Raw genomic sequence first — 22,396 nt, 5'->3', positions numbered from 1 at the left:
AAGAAGAAGAAAAAGAGCCAGCAAAAGAAGTTAAAGGATCGAAAGAAGAGGTAAAAGAACCAACAACAGGAGTTGAAGGATCGAAAGAAGAAGAAAAAGAGCCAACAAAAGAAGTTGAAGAATCGAAAGAAGAAATCAATCAATCGGCACCAGTTCAAGAACAAAGCGTGAATAATCAAGTTGTGAAAGAAAAAGTAGTAGAGAATCAAAGCATGAAAGAAAATAAACCAGTTGTTAATAAAGAAGAAGAAAGTAAGAAATCGCTAGGAGCAACAGGTGGACAAGCGAATACATCAACGTTACTTTCGGGTGTAGCATTAGTTCTTTCAGCACTGAGTATGTTTGTATTTAGAAAGAGATTATTTAAGAAATAAAAACGTTTTATCTTATTATAATGTAAAACGATTATGTGAGTTTTTGAGAAGACATTATCATGGCGATTTCATTTTGAAATATGCTTATGATGATGTCTTTTTTTAGAAGGATATAAATGTAAAAGGTGTAAATATATTAGAGAAGGAGGAGAGGTTATGCATGTCAGTTCTATTTTGAAAACTGAAGAGGTGGCATCATTTATTGCAAGTATGAATAAAGATGCTACTCATTATGTTGGTTATTGTGGAGACGAGAAAGAGGAGTTATTACAGACAATTATCCATGATTTTTCTGATATAGGATGGGAACAATCTTTTGTTGTTACTTATGAAAATAATAAAATAATAGGTGTATTAGGATTTGATGTGGATGAAGTGAAAAAATGTGCAGAAATATGGGGGCCGTTTATTATTGTAGAGAATTGGGAAGAAGTTGCTTGACATATGTGGAAGGAACTTATAGAAAAGATGCCTTTTCATATTGAGAAATTTTATGGTTTTTATCATGTGGAAAATAATAATTGTGCCCGCTTAATGAAGGATTTACATGCTAAAGAACAAGATCAACATAGTATTCTCATTTTAAAAAATATTCCAAGAAAACGTGTTATATGTAATGTAGAAGAGGCTTTACCAAAAGTATTTGAGCAGTTTATCGCTTTACACAATAATGTTTTTCCTAATGCATATTATGAAGGAATTGAAATTATCGAACGTTTAAGTGATACGAATAAATTATTTGTAAGTATGAAGAATGATAAGTTAGAAGGTTATGTATATGTTGAAGTAAATCCGGAGTTTCAAGAAGCGAATATCGAATTTATTGCAACGACTGAAAATAGTAGAAGAAAAGGTGTTGGAGAGCGCTTATTACAAGGGGCAATTCAGTATATTTTCTCCTTTCAAGGGATGAGAGAGATAGAACTATGTTTGAATACGAATAATGATGGTGCGATGAAGTTGTACAAGAAAGTAGGTTTTGAGGAGAAGGCATGTTTACAACACTATATAATAGAGTAAAAACCCATTCGTATGAAAATTATATTTCATACGAATGGGTTTTATTTAATTTATTTTGCAGCCCTCAGTAATAATGGATTCAGGACTAATCGGAGGACAGAATTCTTCTTTAGGAGAGGTGCTAATCGTTACATAACCTTCTTTATTTTTTGCGGAACTTCTTTTGCTTGTAAATTAACATCTTCTTTTCGAAGCTCCTTAAAGAGCGAAATGACCATAAGAACGACTACGATAGAAAATGGTAGCGCAGCAATTATAGCTGCTATTTGCAGTGCATTTAATCCTCCAGCTTGTAATAAAATAGCAGCAATTATGGCGATTGTTAATCCCCATATAAGTTTTAAACTATTTTTCGGTGATAAGCTTCCGTTACTCGTTTGCATTGAAACAACAAATGTTGCCGAGTCAGCAGAAGTAACGAAAAATGTGGCTACTAAAATTAATCCGATAATTGTTAAAAATGTAGAGAACGGTAGGTGTGAAATAACAGCAAATAATCCAATCTCTGTACCATTTTTTGCGATTTCATCAGCTATGCCAATCGATTGGAACATTTCCATATGGATAGCGGTACCGCCAAATACTGCAAACCAAAATGTACAGATAAGAGTTGGGACTAATACAACTCCAATAATAAATTCTTTTATTGTGCGCCCTTTAGAAATACGAGCGATGAATGTACCGACGAATGGAGACCAAGAGATCCACCATCCCCAATAGAAAATAGTCCAGTTTTCAATCCAAGAAGAAGATTTTTCATTAAATGCTCCTAAATTTAATCCCATACTAGGTAAAGCTCCGATATAAGAACCGAGTGTAGATGTGAAATATTTCATAATAAATACAGTGGGTCCTAAAAGTAAAAAGGAGACGAGTAATATACCTGCAAGAGAGAAATTTAAGTTACTCAAATATTTAATCCCACGATCTAAGCCTGTTTGTGCACTTGTTAAATATAAAACAGCGAAGATGGCGATAAGTACGAGCTGTGTAAGTACAGTGTTATGAATAGAAGGGAATAAATAGCTTAATCCTCCGGCGATTTGTTGAGCACCAATCCCAACAGATGGCACAATACCGAATACTGTGGCTAAAACAGCCAAAATATCGACTGTTTTTCCGATAGGAGAATTTTTCGATCGATTAAATAATGGAGTAACTGTAGCCCCAATTGTGCTACCTTTTTGTTTGCGGAATGTGAAATATGCAATTGTTAAAGCAACCATAGCGTATAGTGACCAAGGAAAGAGTCCCCAGTGGAAAAATGAATATTGCATAGCGAGTTTGGCGCTTTCCTCTGTACCTGCTTTTCCTGTTAATGGATCTGTAAAATGTGAAATCGGTTCAGTGATTCCATAAAAGAGGAGGCCAATTCCCATTCCTGCTCCAAACAACATGGATAGCCAAGATGGATAACTATACTGTGGTTTTTCTCCATCTTTACCAAGACGAATAGAACCGTACTTAGAAAATGCTAAATAAGTGGCTAAAATAATCATTGCGGTCATAAGTAGAGAGTAAAACCATCCAAATTTATTGAGGATAAATGAGTTTAAGGAAGATGTAACACTTTGTAAATCATAGCCTTGTATCCAACTTGCCGGGGTAACTCCCCATATGATGAATAATGTTGTTAGCAAGATGGAGATATAAAATACACTGTTTTCTTTTTTTATCATAGAATCCCACCTTTGTTTAATAAAGTTAACAATTATATTAACTATAACAATTAAAAGATTAATTGTCAAAAAATTCGATTTTTATCTTGTGTAAAAGGACAGTTTAATCGCTATGGATTCATAATTATTGGAGGTTAGATAAAGGTAAGCCTGTTCACGATATGTACAAAATATAGGAAGAAATAATATGAAATATTGCATTTTATATTGTTGTATCCAGATTTTATGTTAAATTCTTCAAGGGAATATATAAATAGGGGGCAATGATATGAACAAGAAATCAAAGATTAATAAAGTGATGCTTAGTATTAGTACAATGGCGCTATCGTTAGGAGCAATTCAAACGAATGTATCAGCAGAAGAAAAGGTGCCATACAATGTATTGCATTCGAAACCAGTTGGGATTGAAAAACCAGTAGATGAGATTGGACATGTTTCTAAAGCAGAGGAAACATTATCGTTTCAAGAACGTTTAAAAGTAGGAGACTTTTCACAGCGACCAGCATCTATTATGAAGAGCTCAGGAGTAAAGCAAATTAAAGAAAGCTATTCAATGGCTGATTTAAACAAAATGAATAATCAAGAATTGGTTGAAACGCTAGGAAGTATTAAATGGAATCAAATTACAGACTTATTCCAGTTCAATGAAGATGCAAAGGCTTTTTATAAAGACAAAGGGAAAATGCAAGCAGTTATAGATGAATTAGCTCACCGAGGTAGTACGTTTACGAAAGATGATTCAAAAGGAATTCAAACGTTTACAGAAGTGTTACGTTCAGCTTTTTATCTCGCATTTTACAATAATGAATTAAGTGATTTAAATGAGAGAAGCTTCCAGGATAAATGTTTACCTGCTTTAAAAGCAATTGCAGCCAACCCAAACTTTAAGCTTGGTACATATGAGCAAGATGCAGTCGTATCTGCATACGGTAAATTAATTAGTAATGCTTCAAGTGATGTGGAAACGGTTCAATACGCATCGAATATTTTAAAACAATACAATGATAATCTTCATACGTATGTAGACGATCGTATGAAAGGACAAGCTGTATACGATATGATGCAAGGTATTGATTATGATATGCAATCTTATTTATTTGAAACTCGTAAAGAAGCAAAAGATACAATGTGGTACGGGAAAATAGATGGATTTATTAATGAAATAAATCGTATTGCTCTTTTAAATGAAGTAACACCAGAAAATAAGTGGCTCGTTAATAATGGAATTTATTTTGCTAGTCGTTTAGGGAAGTTTCATAGTAATCCAAATAAAGGTTTAGAGGTTGTTACACAAGCAATGCATATGTACCCGCGTTTAAGTGAGCCGTATTTTGTTGCAGTAGAACAAATTACGACAAATTATAACGGAAAAGATTATAGCGGTAATACGGTAGATTTAGAGACGATACGTAAAGAAGGAAAAGAACAGTACTTACCAAAAACGTATACATTCGACGATGGATCTATCGTATTTAAAACAGGAGATAAAGTATCAGAAGAAAAAATTAAGAGACTATACTGGGCTGCAAAGGAAGTAAAAGCACAGTATCATCGTGTAATTGGGAATGACAAGGCATTAGAGCCAGGTAATGCAGACGACGTATTAACGATAGTAATCTATAATACTCCAGACGAATATCAGTTAAACAGACAACTGTATGGATATGAAACAAACAACGGTGGCATTTATATAGAAGAAACAGGTACATTCTTTACATATGAGCGTACGCCAGAACAAAGTATTTATAGTTTAGAAGAGTTATTCCGTCATGAGTTTACTCATTATCTTCAAGGGAGATTTGAAGTGCCAGGTTTATTTGGAAGAGGAGATATGTATCAAAATGAGAGATTAACTTGGTTCCAAGAAGGAAATGCAGAATTTTTCGCAGGATCTACTCGTACAAATAATGTAGTACCGAGAAAGAGCATCATTAGTGGATTATCATCTGATCCTGCAAGCCGTTATACAGCAGAGCGCACATTATTTGCTAAATATGGTTCTTGGGATTTCTATAATTACTCGTTCGCATTGCAATCTTATTTATATACACATCAATTTGAAACATTTGATAAAATTCAAGATTTAATTCGTGCAAATGACGTGAAAAATTATGATGCCTATCGTGAGAATTTAAGTAAAGATTCTAAACTAAATAAAGAGTATCAAGAGTATATGCAACAGCTAATTGATAATCAAGATAAATATAATGTACCGGAAGTAGCAGATGATTATTTAGCTGAACATGCACCAAAATCGTTAACAGCAGTAGAGAAAGAAATTAGTGATACGTTGCCAATGAAAGAGGCAAAAATGACAAAACATAGCTCCCAATTCTTTAATACATTTACACTAGAAGGCACATTTACAGGTAGTGTAACAAAAGGTGAATCTGAAGATTGGAACGAAATGAGTAAACGAGTAAATGAAGCACTAGAACAACTGGCGCAAAAAGAATGGAGTGGCTACAAAACTGTTACAGCATACTTCGTCAATTATCGTGTGAATAGTTCAAATGAATTTGAATATGATGTAGTCTTCCACGGTATCGCAAAAGATGATGGAGAAAATAAAGCTCCAACGGTTAATATAAATGGACCTTATAATGGGCTTGTAAAAGAAGGAATTCAATTTAAAAGTGATGGCTCAAATGATGAAGATGGAAAAATTGTTTCTTATTTATGGGAATTTGGAGATGGCAGCACAAGTGCAGAAGTTAATCCAATACATGCATATGAAAGAGAAGGAATTTATAAAGTAGCGTTAAGAGTAAAAGATGATAAAGGTAAAGAGAGCAGAAACGAAACCACTGTTACGATTAAAGATGGAAGTTTAACAGAATTAGAACCAAATAATCGTCCAGAGGAAGCAAATCGTATCGGGCTAAACACTACTATAAAAGGTAGCCTTATCGGCGGAGATCACACCGATGTTTATACATTTAATGTAGCATCAACGAAAAATATCGATATTTCCGTTTTAAATGAGTATGGAATCGGGATGACATGGGTGCTTCATCATGAATCAGATATGCAAAATTATGCCGCTTACGGTCAAGCTAATGGAAATCATATAGAGGCAAAATTTAATGCAAAACCAGGTAAGTATTATTTGTATGTATATAAATATGATAATGGCGATGGAACGTACGAATTATCAGTAAAATAAGTGCTTTTCCAATGTATGTTTAACTTTACTTTTTGTGGAAAATAGTATATTATATAGATATATAATATATCGGTTATTTACTAGGAGGAGCCTGTCACAATAGGTTTCTCCTGTTCTTTTTTAGGGGCCTGTCTTACAGGCTTTTCTTTAAAGAGTAAATAACTGAAAATTAAGAACTATAATCTTTGAAAGAGGTGGGCATACACATAACAAAAAAGGGATTGTTTAAGAGAGGGGGATAAGAAATGGCTTTGTTTGGTTATCCACTTGAAACAATTTATTTATATGGATTTATTATTGCTACTATACTCACTGTTATTTATATCTTTTTTGGAGATATATTTGAATCCATATTTAGTTTTGGAGGCGGATCTGTATCCGTTGTTACTTTATTACTTAGTTTTTTCGCCATGTTATGTGGACTTAGTTATATAGGAGAATATTTATTTTCCTTTAATAGCATTCTTATTTTCGGGTCTGCATTTGCTATATCCTTTATTGGTGTTTTCATAATGAAAATATTAATTTTAAAGCCGATTGCAGAAGCTGAACAAAACACTGTGCAGCGTATGGATGAATTTATTGGTTGTAAGGGAGAGGTCATTACGACTATTCCTACAGAAGGGTTTGGTGAAGTATTAATTTCCTCCCAATTTGGAAACAATGCAATCCTAGCTAAAACAGTTGGAAAGAAAGATATTTCACAAGGAACTGAAGTTATTATCGAGGGAGTCCAAGATGGTGTTCTGCTTGTACAGAACATCGCTTATTCTTTAAAGAAACCAAAATTATAAGGGGGAATTTACATGACGATTCCATTAATTATCGGTGGAGTATTACTCGCAATTTTAATTCTACTCATTTTAGTATTCATTACAAAGTATCGAACAGTTGGACCAGATGAAGCATTAATTGTTACTGGAAACTGGCTTGGTGGCGGGAAAAATGTAGTTACCACTGATGATGGAAAGAAGATTAAGATTATTCGTGGTGGCGGTACTTTCGTAGTTCCGATTATGCAAAGAGCAGAGCCTTTAAGTCTATTAAACTACAAATTAGAAGTGGGAACACGTGATACGTATACGAAACAAGGTGTACCGATTACAGTAAACGGTGTTTCTATTATTAAAGTAGGATCTACCATTGAAGAAGTTTCTACAGCAGCTGAACAATATTTAGGAAAAGAAACAGAAGAGTTGAAAATAGAAGCAAAAGAAGTTTTAGAAGGGCATCTACGTGCTATTTTATCTTCTATGACAGTAGAAGATGCCTATAGTAATAGAGAGCAATTTGCTCAAAAGGTACATGAAGTAGCTTCTACAGATTTAAAGAAGATGGGACTTCGCATCGTTTCCTTTACAATTAAAGAAATCATGGATAAGAACGGTTACTTAGATGCACTTGGTCAGCCACAAATTGCGATGGTTAAGCGTGATGCAACAGTTGCAAATGCAGAGCGTGAAAAAGAGGCACGAATTGAAAAAGCTCGTGCTGAGAAAGAAGCGAAAGAAGCTGAGTATCAACGTGATGCACAAATCGCTGAAGCTGAAAAACATAAAGAGTTAAAAGTACAATCTTATAAGAGAGACCAAGAACAAGCTCGCGCAGATGCAGATCTTTCCTATGAATTACAACAAGCAAAAGCGCAACAAGGTGTTACAGAAGAGCAAATGCGCGTTAAAATCATTGAGCGTGAAAAGCAAATTGAATTAGAAGAAAAAGAGATTGCGCGTCGTGAAAAGCAATATGATGCAGAAGTAAAGAAAAAGGCAGATGCAGATCGCTATGCTGTTGAACAATCAGCAGAAGCGGAAAAAGTAAAACAAATGAAAAAAGCAGATGCAGATCAATATAAAATTGAAGCGGAAGCAAGAGCACGTGCAGAAGAAGTTCGTGTAGAAGGTTTAGCGAAGGCGGAAATCGAAAAAGCGCAAGGTCAAGCAAAAGCAGAAGTACAAAAAGCACAAGGTACAGCGGAAGCAGATGTTATCAGATTAAAAGGTTTAGCAGAAGCGGAAGCGAAACAAAAAATTGCAGAGGCATTTGAGTTATATGGCCAAGCGGCGATTATGGATATGGTTCTTAACATGCTTCCAAGTTATGCGAAGGAAGTTGCAAGCCCACTTAGCAACATTGATAAAATTACAGTTGTCGATACAGGTGGTGGTGGTAAAAATAGCGGTGCCGGAAAAGTTGCAGGTTATGCGACTGATTTAATGGCAACGATGCAAGAAACATTAAAAGCTTCTTCTGGCATTGATTTAAAAGAGTTATTAGAAGGATTTGCTGGAAAAGGAGCAGTACAACAATTATCCAACGATAAACCTGTTGTATCTGTAGTAGAAGATGCGAAAAAAGAAGTAGAAAAAGATAAAGAATAGTAAAGCGGGAGGAACCTCTAGTAAGTGAGATACTAGAGGTTCTTCTGTGAATTATAATATTTCGAATAATATACATTTTTATATATTGTTTTAATTATTTAATTTATATAGAATGAAAAAGGTATGTATCAACTCTTCAATAGAGAAAGAGCTAGAGAGTCGCATTGATACATTTGAATCGTATGATTTATATAAAGAAATTAAATGTAAAACAATTACATTTAAAACGGTATGGAGGGGTAGAAATATGTTTCAAGGGAAATTAAGGAGTAGTAGTTTAAAAGCAAAGTTACTTGTATCATTTGTTATCATTTTAATTCTTCCAAGTATTGTAATTGGTTGGACGTCTTATCAACAAGCGAAGACAAACTTTAATGAAACGATTTCACAATCGGCGAAAGACAATATAAAAATTTTGGATAATGTAATTAATAAAGAATTGGATAGTAAAAAAGTAGATGCAGTTTATTTTACGAAACTATTTACACAATCAAGTTACCAAACGGATCAAATACAAAATATCCAAAATAAACTAGAAGAATATAATAAGTTACATCCAGAACTGGAAGCCATCTATACTGGATCCAGCAATGGGCAGTTTATTCAATCACCGTCTATTCAAATGCCAGAAGGATATAATCCTACAGAAAGAGATTGGTATAAAGAGGCAGTGAAAAAAAGTGGAGAAGTAATTATTACAGCCCCATATAAATCAAAAACGACAGGAAATATTGTTATTACAATAGCAAAACAAAATGAGGATAAAAGTGGCGTTCTTGGGATTGACTTAATAATTAATGATATTGTTACTACTTCCAAGATGGTTAATATCGGTAAGGAAGGGTATGTAGCAATATTTGATCAAGATAAAAATGTAGTAGCACACCCGAAAATGAAGCCAGGAGAGAAATTAGAAGAGAAACTTAGTAAGGAATTTTATAAACAGGAATCTGGTGATCTTCATTATTCATTAGAGGGTGAAGACCGTAATATTACTTTTAAAACGAATAAGAAAACTGGATGGAAAATAGCAGGAATTATGCCTGCAAAAGAAATTATTGAAGCAGCTGAACCTATTTTCTATAAAACGATAACTGTTATTGGTATTTCATTAATAATTGGCGGGATTTTAATTTATTTCATAATTGCTTCTATTATTAATCCGTTAAAACAACTTGTTATATCGTCGAAAAAGATTAGTGAAGGCGATTTAACAGAATCCATTACAGTTCATTCTAAAGATGAAATTGGACAGCTAGGAGAAAGCTTTAACGAGATGGCAGCATCATTACAGAATGTCATTTCCAATATAAATACTTCAGCAGGTCATGTAGCGGCATCTTCAGAAGAATTAACAGCTAGTATGAAGCAGACGAGTGAAGCAACGGAACAAATTACACAAGCGATAGAGCAAGTGTCGAGTGGAGCGGAAATACAAACGAAAGAAGTCGAAGAAGGCGCAACATTATTAGAAGAAGTTACAGAAGGAATTCAACGTGTGGCAGACAGTTCTTCATTAGTATCCACAGCATCTATGTATACGAAGAAAAAGGCTGAAGATGGTGGGAAGTTAGTTGAACAAACGGTGAATCAAATGCAATTAATCCATGAGTCTGTTTCACAATCAGATAAAGTTATTGTTTTGCTAGATGATAAGTCGAAACAAATTGGAGCAATCCTTGAGGTAATTCAACATATTGCAGAGCAGACAAATTTATTAGCATTAAATGCTGCAATTGAGGCTGCGAGAGCTGGAGAACAAGGAAGAGGATTTGCAATTGTAGCAGATGAAGTGCGAAAGTTAGCAGAACAATCAGGACAGTCTTCTACGGAAATTGGAAAACTAGTAAAAGAGATACAATTTGACATAAAAGAAACAGTAAGCTCTATGAAGCAAGTTGGAACAGAAGTACAATCAGGACTTGTAGTTGCAAATGAAACGAAGCAAAGCTTCGCTGAAATATTGAAGTCTACAGATGATACAGTTGTACAAATTGATAGTATGGTAGAAGTAGCGGAACAAATGACAGTAGATGCAAAACAAGTTAGTGCATCTATTAATGAAATTGCAGCTACAATTGAAGAAAATGCAGCAAGCGTTCAAAATATTGCTGGTTCTTCAGAAGAACAATTAGCTTCGGTAGATGAAATCAATGCAGCAGCAGTTCATTTATCGCAAATGGCAGAAGAATTACAAGAGATGATTGGGAAATTTAAAGTGTAATAAAAAATGTTAAGAAACGAGGTAGTAATTGTACTTCGTTTCTTTTTTTGTGAAGATAAAAATAAAGAAATATAGAGTAACCGTGTTATGATTAATTGTAATCACAAAAGACTGTAAATTCAATAAATTCTATCTTTAATTATGTTAGGGGAATGGTTTTGAAATTTAAAAAGTTAAAACTACAACCGAGAATTACATTAACAATTAGTACACTTATTCTAGTCGTACTTCTGTTAACAAGTTATTTATTTTATTACATATTGTCTGAAACGGTAGAAGAGCAAATTGGGAAACGGGCTTTGCATGTTGCGAAAACAGTTGCTGCTATACCTGAAATAAAGGAAGCTTTTCAAAAAGAAAACCCAGCTTCTATCATTCAACCAATTGCAGAAAAAATTCGAATTGATACAGATGCTGATTTTATTGTAGTTGGAAACAAAGAGGGGATTCGATATGCACATCCTAAGCGAGATAAAATCGGAGAAGAAATGGTTGGTGGAGATAACGAAGGGGTTCTATTAGAAGGGAAATCGTATGTTTCGAGAGCAACTGGATCATTAGGTCCTTCATTACGTGGCAAAGTTCCAATCCGTAATCAGGAAAATGAAATTATAGGCGTGGTGTCTGTTGGATTTTCAATGGATGATATTCATGGAGCGGTAGAAGTGTATGGAAAGCGTGTATTTTGGATTACAATAATAGGTCTTTTAATTGGGATAATTGGCTCTATATATTTAGCGGGAAGTATAAAAAGAATGATGTTTGGGATGGAGCCAGAAGAAATTTCATCTTTATATGAAGAGCATAGTACAGTGATTCAATCTGTACGTGAAGGGATTATTGTTATTGATCAAAATGGCATGATTAGTTTAGTCAATCAAGCGGCTTATGATATTCTTTCGCTAGATAAACAACGAAATATTGTTGGAGAATTTATTTTAAATGTAATTCCTAATTCAACAATACTAGATGTATTTCAAACTGGTGAAGAACAGTTTGATCGTCAATTAAATATAAAAGGGCAGGCTGTGATTGCAAACCGTCTACCTATTAAAGTAAAGAATAAAGTAACTGGCGTTGTATCGAGCTTACGTTTGAAATCTGAAATGGATCAGTTAACAGCAGAATTATCTCAGACGAAGCAATATACAGAGGCATTACGAGCGCAAACACATGAATATAACAATTTATTGTATACGCTTTCAGGTCTTATTCAGTTAGAATCATATGAGGATGCTTTAGAGCTTATTCATAAGGAAACAGCGGTATATCAAGATTTTGTTCAATTTATTATGAAGCGAATTCAAAATCCGTGGTTAGGTGGGATTTTAATCGGATTCTATAATAGAGCAAGAGAGTTGAAGATTGATTTTATGCTAGATCGAGAAAGTAGCTTAGACAAATTAAGCCGGCACATTGAGAGTAATTATGTCGTTTCTATTTTAGGAAATTTAATTACGAATGCATTTGAAGCGATTGAAAGAAATGAAGAGAATGATAAGAAGGTAAGGATGTTTGTAACTGATATTGGAGAAGAGATAGTAATTGAAGTGGAAGATTCAGGACAAGGGATTCATGATGAAGTCATTACTAGCATATTTTATAAAGGCTTCTCGACGAAAGAAGGCGGGAAACGAGGATATGGATTAGCAAAAGTGAAAGAGTTAGTAGAAGATTTAAATGGAAGTATTGCAATCGAAAAAGGGGATTTAGGTGGTGCATTATTTATTATTGCATTACCAAAAGAGAGAGGCGAATTGTAATGGGTGAGGAGATTGAAGTATTGATTGTAGAAGATGATATTCGAATTGCGGACATTCATCGTCGTTTTACTGAAAAGATTGAGGGATTTAAAGTAATTGGAACAGCAACGACTGGAGAACAAGCGAAAGAATGGCTAGAGTTTGTGAAGCCACAACTCGTTTTATTAGACGTGTACTTACCTGATATGCAAGGAACGGAACTTGTCACATATATTAGGCATAATTTGCATGATACAGATATTATTATGATTACAGCTGCATCGGAAACAGATGTAGTGAGGCACGCCCTGCGGGGCGGAGTAACAGATTATATCGTAAAGCCACTTATGTTTGATCGGTTTAAAGCAAGTTTGGAAAATTATCAAAAAAAGCTTGTGCAGTTAAAGAAAAATAACCAATTATCTATAGAACAAATAGAACATCTATGGTCTCAAAGAGGCGTAAAGGGAAATGAAATAGAATATGCCCCGAAAGGGATAGACCCTTTAACTTTAGCAAAAATAAAAAAGCATATGTTAACAGTGAATGAAGAAGGAATTACAGCAGAAACGTTAAGTACAATGGTAGGTGTAAGCAGATCAACAGCGAGGCGTTATTTAGAATATTTAATATCAGGAAAGAAAGTTCATGCGGAGCTTATATATGGGAGTGTAGGGAGACCAGAAAGAAGGTATTTTCTTGTTTCTTCATAACAAAAAAACAGTAGAGAATTACATTTCTTCTACTGTTTTTTTACGTCTTATATTGGAATAATCCCAATTACAATGCCAGTAATCAACATTACCATTGTCGTTCCAACTGCCCACAATAAAGTAAAGCGTTGATGTTCACCAAAATCAACTTTTGCCATCCCGACTAATAAATAAGTGGAAGCGACAAGAGGACTTAATAAGTGAACAGGTTGCCCAAGTAATGAAGCGCGTCCCATTTCAGCTGCACTAATTCCGTAAGCAGCGGCAGCTTTCGTTAAAATAGGTAGTACTCCGAAGTAAAATGCATCATTGGACATGAAAAATGTGAACGGCATACTAAGAAGAGCTGTAATAATCGGTAGTTGTGGTCCAAGAGCGTCAGGTATAAGAGTAACTACACTTTGAGCCATTGCATCTACCATTTTTGTTCCTGATAAAATACCAGTGAAAATTCCAGCGGCAAATACGAGAGAAACAACCGCTAATACGTTTCCAGCATGAGAAGCAATACGTTCTTTCTGTTGTTCTAAGTTCGGATAGTTAAGCATAACAGCAATGGCGAAAGCGATTGTAAATAAAACAGGTAACGGCATAACTTCTAGTATAAGACAGACAAGTAAGGTAACAGTTAATAAAAAGTTAATCCATAGAAGTTTAGGGCGTTTATGAACGGCAGCTTCTACTGTGGCAGCTTGCTCATCCATCGTTTGCATTTGTTTTAAGTATTGTACATCCATAATTCCTAATCGTTTTCTTTCTTTTTTGCCAAGATAGTAAGCAACGAAAACGACCCAAATTGCACCAGCGATCATTCCAGGTATAAGTGGTGTAAAGAGCTCTGATGCGTCTAGTCCAAGAGCACTCATAACCCGAGCTGTCGGTCCGCCCCACGGTGTAAGATTTGTCACTCCTGCTCCTAACATAACAACCCCAGCTAATATAAGTGGATTCATTCCAAGGCGTTTATATAATGGGTACATTGCGGAAACCGTAATCATATACGTTGTTGTTCCATCCCCATCTAATGAAACGATAATAGTAAGAATCGCTGTACCAACAACAATTTTTAAAGGATCTCCTTTTACAAATTTCAAAATCCTACTAATGACAGGATCGAATAAACCGCTATCAATCATAATTCCAAAATATAAAATAGCAAACATAAGCATAATACCAGTAGGTGCTAGTTTTTGAATTCCTTCTAACATCATAGGTCCCATATTTGCATAAAAACCGCCAATTAATGCGAAAGTAATTGGAATTAATATTAATGCTACTAGTGCTGACATACGTTTCGTCATAATTAAAAACATAAAGACAAATACCATCGCAAATCCAAGTAGTGCTAACATGTAATCTCCCCCTCAAAATGATTGCGCTTTCAAAAAGTAATGAAAATTCAGAAAAAATGTTTTTTATTTATCATAAAAGCATTCATTCAAATGGTAAATAATTTGAAAAATAACATCATTAAAAGCATAATTTTTATTTTGGTCATTTTGTTCACGGTAGTTAATTTGAATTTTTAAAAAGTAAGCTGCTCTCCGTAAGAATGGTAGAATAAGATGAAAATATTGAAGTGTGAAATAGGGAGTAGATTTTATATGAAAACGAGAATGGAAGAGATTTATAGTTCTTATGAAGGAAAAGTAGAAGAGATTTTTGTTAATGAATCTTCTTACGTATATGAGTGGGAAAATTTAATGATGATCCGAAAAAATAACGGTGAGCTTGAAAAAGTTGCGGTCGGTATTAGTGGAAATATAAGATTAGTAAATGTAGTTGCTGGGCAGCAAATTAATACAGATACATTATTAGTTAAGTTAGAAGACGATTTATTAATTACAGGTTGTGAATGATGAGAGATGTGTAGAAATGGCTACACATCTTTTTTGGTCTTTATATTACAAAAAGTACATTATTTTTTCACAAATCTCACACAACTTTTTGATATGCTCCTTGTGGAAGATACGGTTAGGGAGGAAGTAAAATGAGAACAAAGTATGTGACACTTGCTATATGCTTATTCTTTGTCTTTACAATAGTAGGATGTGGTAAGAAACAAGCAGAGGCTGTAGCAATTGATGAGAAACATGATAAGTGTGATATTTGCCAAATTGGGGTAATGGATAATCAATTTGCAACAGAAGTCATTTTAGAAAATGGAAAAGCGTTAAAGTTTGATGATATCGGTTGTATGTATAAATGGATGGAGATTAATCCAGGTGAAAAGACGAAAGAAAAATTTGTTCGAGATTATGATTCGAAAGAGTGGATTTCGTTAGAAGATGCGACTTACGTATATGATAAAACAATAACGACACCGATGGCTTATAATGTCATTTCATTTGAAAATAAAAAGGATGCAGAGAGTTTTGTGTCTAACTATAAAGGGAAAGTTCTTTCATATAAAGAGCTAGCAGAGCATAAATGGGAAATGAATAAAGAGATGATGGGGAACCCGAAAAAGGGAAATCACGGTGGACATCATTAATAATAGAAAAGGACAACTATATAGTTGTCTTTTTTTAGTATTACTCAGGTGCAAATATAGAAAAGGTGTAAAAATTTTAGAAGAACGGTTACAATGGAATATAGTAACCTAAAGCAATCATTTACCCCGTATTAACGGGCAGTAAAACTCCCACCTTAAAATTAGGCAGGAGCAAAGAAGTTAGGTGGGAGATCAACAGCCCGTAAATGCCCGATTGGTTCAACTAATAATCAGTGAGGTGAACCCTCCCACTGATTAAAGTTTCACTTTATGTACTTTTTAGAAATGTATACAAATGCGGTAAAATCGTGCTAAACTAATTGCTTCATAATGTTAATGATGAGGCCATCAGGCACATCATTCCAATAGGTTGAGAAACATAGTATAGGTTTTAAGATAATCCGATTAAAGAAGGAATATAAAGGGCTTATGGATAAATGTACTCAAGAAGAGTTATTGTATGTGATGGAGGAATGGTTAAGAAAACATTATCTTTCATAGGAGCTGTAGTTGTGAGAAAACAAAAAATTTTATTATGTATGTTATTAGGACTTTTAATGACGGTAGTAGCTTGCGATAAGCAAGAGGAGCCAGAATCGAAACCGGTTCATGTGAAAAACGAAAAGAAAAAAGAAAAGCATAAAGAACAGGAAGAACCTAAAGAAGAAAAAAGTATAAATTTAATGGACAAACAGTTGCTACTTTCTGCGACTCTTGGAGACACGGAAACAGCTATGAAGCTGATTCAAGATGGAGCCAATATAAACGTAGAAGGTGACAACGGAGAAACTCCTATCCTTGCAGCAACGTATCAAAATCATGTAGAGACAGTTAAAGCATTAATTGGTGCAGGTGCTAATATTGAAAGGAAAGATGAGAAACAAAGTAATCCATTTCTTTATGCAAGTAGAGAAGGATATACAGACATTGTAAAGCTACTAATTAATGCGGGGGTTAATACGAAAGAAACTACTAAATCAGGTGGAACAGCACTCATTTCTGCATCTGAACGTGGCCATGTAGAGGTCGTAAAAGAGTTATTAGAGCATACAGATATTGATGTGAACTATAGAAATGATCGTGGTGGAACAGCTGTAGTAGAAGCAATCGTATTAGGAAATGGTAGTGAAAATCATAAGAAAGTAATTCAAATGCTTATTGACCACGGGGCAGATGTAAATATGGCCAATAAGGAAAATATTACGCCACTGCAATATGCTGAAAAAAGAGGTTTTAAAGATATTGCAAATATGTTGAGGTTAGCTGGAGCGAATGAAGTCGTACAGCCACAACCACAACCGGTGGAATAACAAGATAAAGAAATAAAAAGTACGAAATAATCTCATTTAGATAGACAGAATGAAGAAGTCATTTAGTATGATGGATTCAGTAATGTGTATTTGAATGGGATTTTTGTTTTGAAAAAATTGTTTGAAGAGAGGGTATAGTAAATAAGGAGGATAAAACAATTTAAGCCGAGATTTTACTTGTTTATAACCAACTAGGAATAATAAAGTGTGTAAATGAACATGGCAATAAGAAAGCCGTATCCCAAAAAAGGATACGGCTTTTTTTACAAGGAGATAAGGGATCAAAAAAATGAAGAAGTCTTATCTCTTTTATATGAGTAAAGGGTCTAGAATGAATCTTGTCCTTTTCATTATTTATTTAACTCCATTGCAACTTGTTTGCCATTTACGAAAACCTCTGCCACCGCTACTACAACTTCCATCACTTTTTTCATGTCTCATCTCTCCTTGTTTTTTGTTTCATTTCTTACTTTTAGTATAAGGAAATCTAGCACTTGCAACTATCGAATTGGATGACAAGAGACTTACATTGTTGTAAGGACAATCGTTTTATTTGTAATAAATGTGATTTTGAACATGTATTCAGAAATTTCTGTTGTTTTGAACTATAATTAGAAAGAGAGTGGTTTAGAAAGAAGGGGATAATATGAAAAGAATTCTTGTTATTAGTGATATTCATGGAGAAATAGAAAAGTTCGAACGGTTATTGGAAGAAGCTCAATATGATGTAAGACAGGATCAATTAATTTTACTGGGAGATTATGTAGATCGTGGTCCAAATGCGCGTGCTGTAATTGAAAAGGTAAAAGAGTTAAAAGAAGAGGGAGCCCTCATTCTAAAGGGCAATCATGAAGATATGATGATTAAGGCATTAACGACTGATGAAGAACGTTCATGGAATCATTGGGTAAAAAGGAATGGTGGAGATAAGACTTTATACAGCTATGGATTTGTAGAAAAAGATATTGTGGTTAATGAGGAAGCCTTCCAAAAACCGATTTTACAATCGCATGTTTTAGAGGAACATGTAAAGTTTATTCAAGAATTAGATCATTACATTGAAACAGAAGAGTATATATTTGTACATGCCGGTGTTGAGCCATTGAAGCAGGTTTCGGAATGTGAATCCTATACGTTAATGTGGATTCGTAATGAATTTCATAATGGGTATCGTGGTGAAAAGGTTGTTGTATTTGGTCATACGGAAACAAAAACGCTTCATGGTAGTGAGAATTGCGGCGTGTATTTTGGGAGTAATCGTATTATAGGGATTGATGGCGGTGCTGTATATGGTGGCCAGTTAAATTGTTTAGAATTGCCGAGTAAAAAGGTATACGTAGTAAAAAGTTGAAAGAGATAAGGGGAATCTTATTTCTTTCAATTTTTTATTAAGAAAAATTTAAGGAAGAATTTTTATAATAAATCATTCAAATTTTATATTGAGAAAAACGTTAAAATATAATTATAAATAGAATTGAACAATATGATGGAAGGTGAGAATATGCGCTTACTCGTAGTAGAAGATAATGCTTCTTTATTAGAGTCTATTGTCCAAATATTACGCGATGAATTTGAAGTAGATACAGCATTGAATGGGGAAGATGGATTATTTCTAGCGTTACAAAATATATATGATGCCATTTTACTTGATGTGATGATGCCAGAAATGGACGGTTTTGAAGTAATTCAAAAAATACGTGATGAAAAAATTGAAACACCAGTCCTATTTTTGACAGCGAGAGACTCTTTAGAAGATCGCGTGAAAGGCTTAGACTTTGGTGGGGATGACTATATCGTTAAGCCATTTCAGGCTCCAGAGTTAAAAGCGAGAATTCGTGCTTTATTACGACGAAGCGGTAGTTTAACAACAAAGCAGACTATTCGTTATAAAGGGATTGAACTGTTCGGAAAAGATAAAAACGTTCAAGTAGATGGACAAAGTATGAAGTTAACATTAAAACAATATGAGCTTCTAGAGTACCTTGTTCAAAATAGCGGAAAGATTTTAATGCGTGAACAAATTTTTGATCGTGTTTGGGGATTTGATTCAGATACGACAGTAGCAATTGTAGAAGTGTATGTACATCATTTACGTAAAAAATTAGAGCCATTCGGTTATCAGAAAGATATTCAAACTGTTCGAGGTATTGGATATATATTAAAAGAACAATGAAAAAGGGAAGCATGTTTCAGAAAACACGCATTCGATTGACTATATTGAATTCATTAGTATTTATTATCTTGATAGGTGTATTAGGCAGTATCATTTATTCATACACATATAATCGTATTTATAATGAAGTAGATAAATCGATAGGAAAATCCGTTCAGCATAGAAAGAATTCAGATGATAAAAAACTACCTAAAAAAATTAGGGGATATCCTCCGATTGGGGATCCAAGGATAACGGAGTTAACTTGGCTTGGAAACACAGTGGAGATAGGTATTGAAAACGGCAAACGCCGTTTTATCTTTGAAGATAATTTGGAAAAGTTTTCTCCAAAGAAATTAGGAACTTTGCAAGATATAGAAGTGCAAGGGCAATATTTTAGAACGTTTGCATTTCAACAAGATACAAAAATAGTTCAAATTGTACGCGATATAACAGCTGAAAAAGAAATGTTAAATACTTTATTTTTAATTCTTGTTATTGGTTGTAGTGTAGGAAGTTTATGTGCAATAGGCATCGGCTTTTTCTTAGCCGGCAGGGCACTCATACCCATTCAAAATTCGTGGGAAAAACAGCAGCAATTCGTTTCGGATGCATCACATGAATTAAGGACACCACTTGCAGTTATTCAATCAAAAACGGATGTGTTATTCCAGTCACCATCTGCGACAATAGAAGAAAAAGCGATGGATATTTCTACGATTTCAAAGGAGTGTAGACGGTTATCTAAGCTTGTAACTAACTTATTATTGTTAGCACGTTCGGATTCTAATCAAATTGAGATGGATAAGAAAACATTTGAAATGGATAAATTGTTAGAAGAAATAGTAGATCCATATAAGGAAATTGCTTCATATCAAGAAAAAGAGATGATATTGAAAGTAGAACATGACATATCATTTATGGGTGATAGAGAGAGAATTCATCAAATGATGGTCATATTGTTAGATAATGCGATGAAGTATACAAATGGGGGCGGGCATATTCAAATCGATTGTACGCAAACGAGCAGCTCAATTCGTATACGGGTGAAAGATGACGGGATAGGGGTTAAAGATGAGGACATCCCAAAATTATTTGATCGTTTTTATCAAGGTGATAAAGCGAGAAGTGCGTCAGAAGGAGCGGGATTAGGCCTTTCAATCGCAACTTGGATTGTAGAAAAGCATTATGGGAAAATATTAGTAGATAGCAAATGGGGAGAGGGTACTTGTTTTGAAGTGAATTTCCCTAAAAACCAAAGAATATAAGTGAGAAGACGATCTTGTTTTTAAAAGGTCGTCTTTTTTTAAGGGAAAGTTAAGAAACTATTTATAACATGTATGATATACAGAAAGTTCGCCCTATGAAGAAGCGATTATAAAAAGGTATTTGAGCAGATTATATCGATCATAATGTTATTTCGATTATGTATAGGGAATGATGGAAAAGAAAGTGTAAGAGGGAGGAATTAATTTTGAAAAAGAAAATGATGACGGTATTCACTATTGGAGTAATGAGCTTAAGCATATTAGGGGGTGCCTCTCCTTCTGAAACATCAAAAGGAAAGACAAATTACACGCAGCCCAGTAACGAACAATTAAATAATGGGAAGATACATGCGGTGCATACAGAAGAAAAGGCGGAGAATCTAGGTATTGAAACGGAAGGGAAAGAACAAATTACGCTAGAAAAAGAAATTCATGAGACGGAAGTAGGAAGAGAAGCTGAACAGTTAGGAATTTCGATTGAAAGAAAAGACGTTGGAACTCTTTCAGAAGAAATCTATGAAACAAAAGTGAAGCAAGAAGCGTTAAAGCTAGGCATATCTATAGAAAATACAACGATTGTAAATTTAATTAATCAAATTAATACGATTAAAATTAGCGATGAAGCGGATAAATTAGGCATTTTGACAAATGGAAAAGAAATAGAAGACATTGCGGAAGAAATCTATGGAACGAAAGTAAGAGAGGAAGCAGGGAAGTTAGGTATTTCACAAAAAGGAAAAGAGATAGAAACGTTAGCGCAAGAAGTGTACGAACAAAAAGTGCAGGAAGAAGCAAAAAAATATCATATTGATTTGTATGGTAAAGATATATATCAAGTATTAAGCGAAATTAATGAACAAAAAGTGTTACAAATGGCAGATGAGCTTAATATGGATAAAACGAATATGAACGTTCAAGAATTAGCAGAAAAAATTAAAAAAGATCAGCCTGAAAAAGGAAAAGAACTAAATTTTGTACCGGTGATTCGCACGGATGCTGACGCGTTTTATTCTTATTTAACGAACTAAAAAGGGCGTGAGAGTGATACGGAGATGGAAGTGGTATATATGTATGGCTTTACTAGCTATAGCAGTATGGAATGTATATACAAATGGCATTACAAAGTATGTGGAGAAGTTAACATTCTTCAATATACAAAGCGGAAAAGAAGCAGAGTTTAGTAATAATGATGAAAAGGTCATCTTATCGAATGTACCTTTAATTCAGCAATTACCAGAGCTAGATAGAGGCTGTGAAGTGACTAGCTTAGCGATGATGTTACAATATGCAGGCATTACAGTGGATAAGATGAAATTAGCAAATGAAATAAAGAAAGTTGATTTTATGAACGATGGTGTACGTGGGAATCCGAATGAAGGATTTGTAGGGAATATTTATACCTTTTCTGAATCTGGATATGGTGTATATCACGGACCACTTTTTCAATTAGCGAAAAAGTATTTACCTAATAAAGCTGTGGACTTAACAGGGAAGAGTATAGAAGAAATTTATAAGAGTGTAAAATCAGGACAACCAGTAGTTATGATTACGAATGCAACATTTGCGCCATTAGATGAAGATGAATTTACTACATGGGAAACAAATAGCGGAGATGTTTCTATTACGTATAATGAACATTGTGTAGTACTGATTGGATACGATGAAGAATTTGTATATATTCGGGATCCTCTCGAGGATAGCCTAGATGTAAAAGTGCCGAGAGGAACATTTGAAAAGGCATGGATGCAAATGGGGAGTCAGGCGATTAGTTATGTGAAAAGCTCTAAATGAATTAGTAAGGAAATAGATGTAAGGAACTGTAAGAGGAGTTTTTGTGGGTGTTTTTTGTTAAGAAATAAGAGAACTTCAGCTT

The 22,396-nt window shown here is 34.3% G+C and carries 17 protein-coding genes and 2 pseudogenes; 17 read left to right on the top strand and 2 right to left on the bottom strand.

All coding sequences use genetic code 11. The annotated features are described in order from the left end of the window. Positions 1–374 (top strand): LPXTG cell wall anchor domain-containing protein (locus DN389_RS03670; RefSeq protein WP_149236825.1); only part of this gene is annotated, 374 nt, incomplete at its 5' end. 156 nt (positions 375–530) lie between these two features. Then, a pseudogene (locus DN389_RS03665) lies at positions 531–1,394 on the top strand (GNAT family N-acetyltransferase). A gap of 128 nt (positions 1,395–1,522) precedes the next feature. On the opposite strand, the gene opuD reads toward DN389_RS03665, so the two are convergent. After that, complete coding sequence (opuD, locus tag DN389_RS03660) at positions 1,523–3,073, bottom strand: glycine betaine transporter OpuD (RefSeq protein ID WP_098802343.1); 1,551 nt, start codon at positions 3,071–3,073, stop codon at positions 1,523–1,525. A gap of 268 nt (positions 3,074–3,341) precedes the next feature. Between opuD and colA the strand changes: the two genes are divergently transcribed. The 7 genes and pseudogenes from colA to DN389_RS03630 all read left to right on the top strand — a co-directional run bounded on the left by colA (position 3,342) and on the right by DN389_RS03630 (position 13,299). Beyond that, a complete protein-coding gene (gene colA, locus DN389_RS03655) occupies positions 3,342–6,239 on the top strand; it encodes a collagenase ColA (protein WP_098191221.1) in 2,898 nt (965 codons plus the stop codon). 245 nt (positions 6,240–6,484) lie between these two features. Next, positions 6,485–7,033, top strand: coding sequence for an NfeD family protein (locus DN389_RS03650; RefSeq protein WP_001173145.1), 549 nt, complete (start codon positions 6,485–6,487; stop codon positions 7,031–7,033). A 12-nt stretch (positions 7,034–7,045) separates the two neighbouring features. Then, entirely contained in the window at positions 7,046–8,620 is a 1,575-nt protein-coding gene (locus DN389_RS03645) for a flotillin family protein (protein WP_000154996.1), read from the top strand. Positions 8,621–8,732: 112 nt separating this feature from the next. Beyond that, positions 8,733–9,902, top strand: a pseudogene (locus DN389_RS29130) (HAMP domain-containing protein); the annotation flags it as partial. Beyond that, complete coding sequence (locus tag DN389_RS29125) at positions 9,897–10,844, top strand: methyl-accepting chemotaxis protein (RefSeq protein WP_370458318.1); 948 nt, start codon at positions 9,897–9,899, stop codon at positions 10,842–10,844. The pseudogene DN389_RS29130 and the gene DN389_RS29125, both read left to right, overlap by 6 nt. Before the next feature lie 152 nt (positions 10,845–10,996). Further along, positions 10,997–12,607 carry an ATP-binding protein gene (locus tag DN389_RS03635; RefSeq protein WP_098191219.1) on the top strand — a complete coding sequence of 537 codons (1,611 nt, stop codon included), beginning with the start codon at positions 10,997–10,999 and terminating at the stop codon, positions 12,605–12,607. Continuing rightward, a complete protein-coding gene (locus tag DN389_RS03630) occupies positions 12,607–13,299 on the top strand; it encodes a response regulator (protein ID WP_088082534.1) in 693 nt (230 codons plus the stop codon). The genes DN389_RS03635 and DN389_RS03630 overlap by 1 nt, the downstream gene beginning before the upstream one ends. Before the next feature lie 47 nt (positions 13,300–13,346). Here the strand turns inward: DN389_RS03630 and DN389_RS03625 are convergent, their stop codons facing one another. After that, the gene (locus tag DN389_RS03625; protein ID WP_000880452.1) at positions 13,347–14,651 is read right to left on the bottom strand and encodes a CitMHS family transporter; all 1,305 of its coding nucleotides are present in this window, start codon (positions 14,649–14,651) and stop codon (positions 13,347–13,349) included. A gap of 252 nt (positions 14,652–14,903) precedes the next feature. On the opposite strand from DN389_RS03625, the gene DN389_RS03620 reads away from it, so the two are divergent. From DN389_RS03620 to DN389_RS03585, 8 genes are all read left to right on the top strand, one after another. Next, the gene (locus DN389_RS03620) at positions 14,904–15,158 is read left to right on the top strand and encodes a hypothetical protein (protein ID WP_000857650.1); all 255 of its coding nucleotides are present in this window, start codon (positions 14,904–14,906) and stop codon (positions 15,156–15,158) included. Between the two features lie 131 nt (positions 15,159–15,289). Then, positions 15,290–15,793, top strand: coding sequence for a nitrous oxide reductase accessory protein NosL (locus tag DN389_RS03615; RefSeq protein ID WP_046956759.1), 504 nt, complete (start codon positions 15,290–15,292; stop codon positions 15,791–15,793). Between the two features lie 437 nt (positions 15,794–16,230). Beyond that, entirely contained in the window at positions 16,231–17,103 is an 873-nt protein-coding gene (locus DN389_RS03610; protein ID WP_097857531.1) for an ankyrin repeat domain-containing protein, read from the top strand. Positions 17,104–17,749: 646 nt separating this feature from the next. Then, positions 17,750–18,454: a metallophosphoesterase family protein gene (locus DN389_RS03605; RefSeq protein WP_149236823.1), complete on the top strand. Its 705-nt coding sequence runs from the start codon at positions 17,750–17,752 to the stop codon at positions 18,452–18,454. Between the two features lie 150 nt (positions 18,455–18,604). After that, positions 18,605–19,276 carry a response regulator transcription factor gene (locus tag DN389_RS03600; RefSeq protein WP_149236822.1) on the top strand — a complete coding sequence of 224 codons (672 nt, stop codon included), beginning with the start codon at positions 18,605–18,607 and terminating at the stop codon, positions 19,274–19,276. Continuing rightward, positions 19,273–20,523 carry a sensor histidine kinase gene (locus tag DN389_RS03595; protein WP_098191215.1) on the top strand — a complete coding sequence of 417 codons (1,251 nt, stop codon included), beginning with the start codon at positions 19,273–19,275 and terminating at the stop codon, positions 20,521–20,523. The genes DN389_RS03600 and DN389_RS03595 overlap by 4 nt, the downstream gene beginning before the upstream one ends. A gap of 206 nt (positions 20,524–20,729) precedes the next feature. Further along, positions 20,730–21,551, top strand: coding sequence for a transporter (locus DN389_RS03590; RefSeq protein WP_149236821.1), 822 nt, complete (start codon positions 20,730–20,732; stop codon positions 21,549–21,551). A gap of 13 nt (positions 21,552–21,564) precedes the next feature. Then, positions 21,565–22,314: a C39 family peptidase gene (locus tag DN389_RS03585; protein WP_149236820.1), complete on the top strand. Its 750-nt coding sequence runs from the start codon at positions 21,565–21,567 to the stop codon at positions 22,312–22,314. Positions 22,315–22,396 lie beyond the last annotated feature (82 nt).

It is taken from the genome of Bacillus sp. AY3-1, assembly GCF_008368785.1.
GTDB lineage: Bacteria > Bacillota > Bacilli > Bacillales > Bacillaceae_G > Bacillus_A > Bacillus_A wiedmannii.
Note: the sequence above shows the minus strand (reverse complement) of the source record. Positions and strands in the feature narration are given on the sequence as shown.